General features: G+C 39.1%; 2 protein-coding genes. One reads left to right on the forward strand and one right to left on the reverse strand.

Going from position 1 to position 711, the window contains the following annotated elements:
* Window positions 1–55: 55 nt before the first annotated feature.
* Window positions 56–130, forward strand: coding sequence for a lipase family protein (locus R7Q11_RS26270; protein ID WP_229608654.1), 75 nt, complete (start codon window positions 56–58; stop codon window positions 128–130).
* A gap of 127 nt (window positions 131–257) precedes the next feature.
* Here the strand turns inward: R7Q11_RS26270 and R7Q11_RS26275 are convergent.
* Window positions 258–711 (reverse strand): outer membrane beta-barrel protein (locus tag R7Q11_RS26275; protein ID WP_225467011.1); only part of this gene is annotated, 454 nt, incomplete at its 5' end.

Below are 711 nucleotides of genomic sequence, written 5' to 3' on the forward strand. Positions count from 1 at the left end.
CAATACAATAAAGCCACAACTTGCAGCATGCATCGCTGGTTATTCAAAAAAGAACATAAAAGCACCAAAGGTAATACACTGCGTAGGTCATAGTTTAGGTGGTGCTCTTGCTTCATTAGCAACAGATTGAGTGAGTAAAATAATCTCTTCAATTTTCTCCTTACTAAGAATTTCAGGTCTGGTTCATATAACACAACAAAAAATGCGAAACTATTTAAGCTTCGCATTTTTATTATGGATTAGAATTATTAGCAATATTAGAATCTATATTCCACACCTAAAGATGCTTGTTTAAAGTCTGTATTTGTATTCGCACCATCAAATACATTTTCTGCGTTCAGTTCCACATCGTACCAAGTGTATTCTGCGTTAACTAAAAAGTTATCCGTTACTTTGAAGCCCACACCGGCACCAGCAAATACACCTTCGTCATCTTTGTTTCCATGGAATCCAGCAACGTTATAATCTGTCGAATACCACATTTGGCCACCTTTCGCGTACACATCCACACTATCGGTGATTGGAGCCGTCACTTTCAATGCTGCGGTATAACCATCCGTCTCTGCATTAGCCAAGTTGTTACCATAGCTACCAAAATCAATGTAGCCACCTTCCAACGCTAAGTAACGGTTAAAGCGATACCCCACCAATGCTTGCATTGCATCGCTGTCGTCATCGAAATCATCTTGTCCATCAACTTTTAAATAACCG

Source organism: Vibrio sp. 970 (assembly GCF_033339075.1).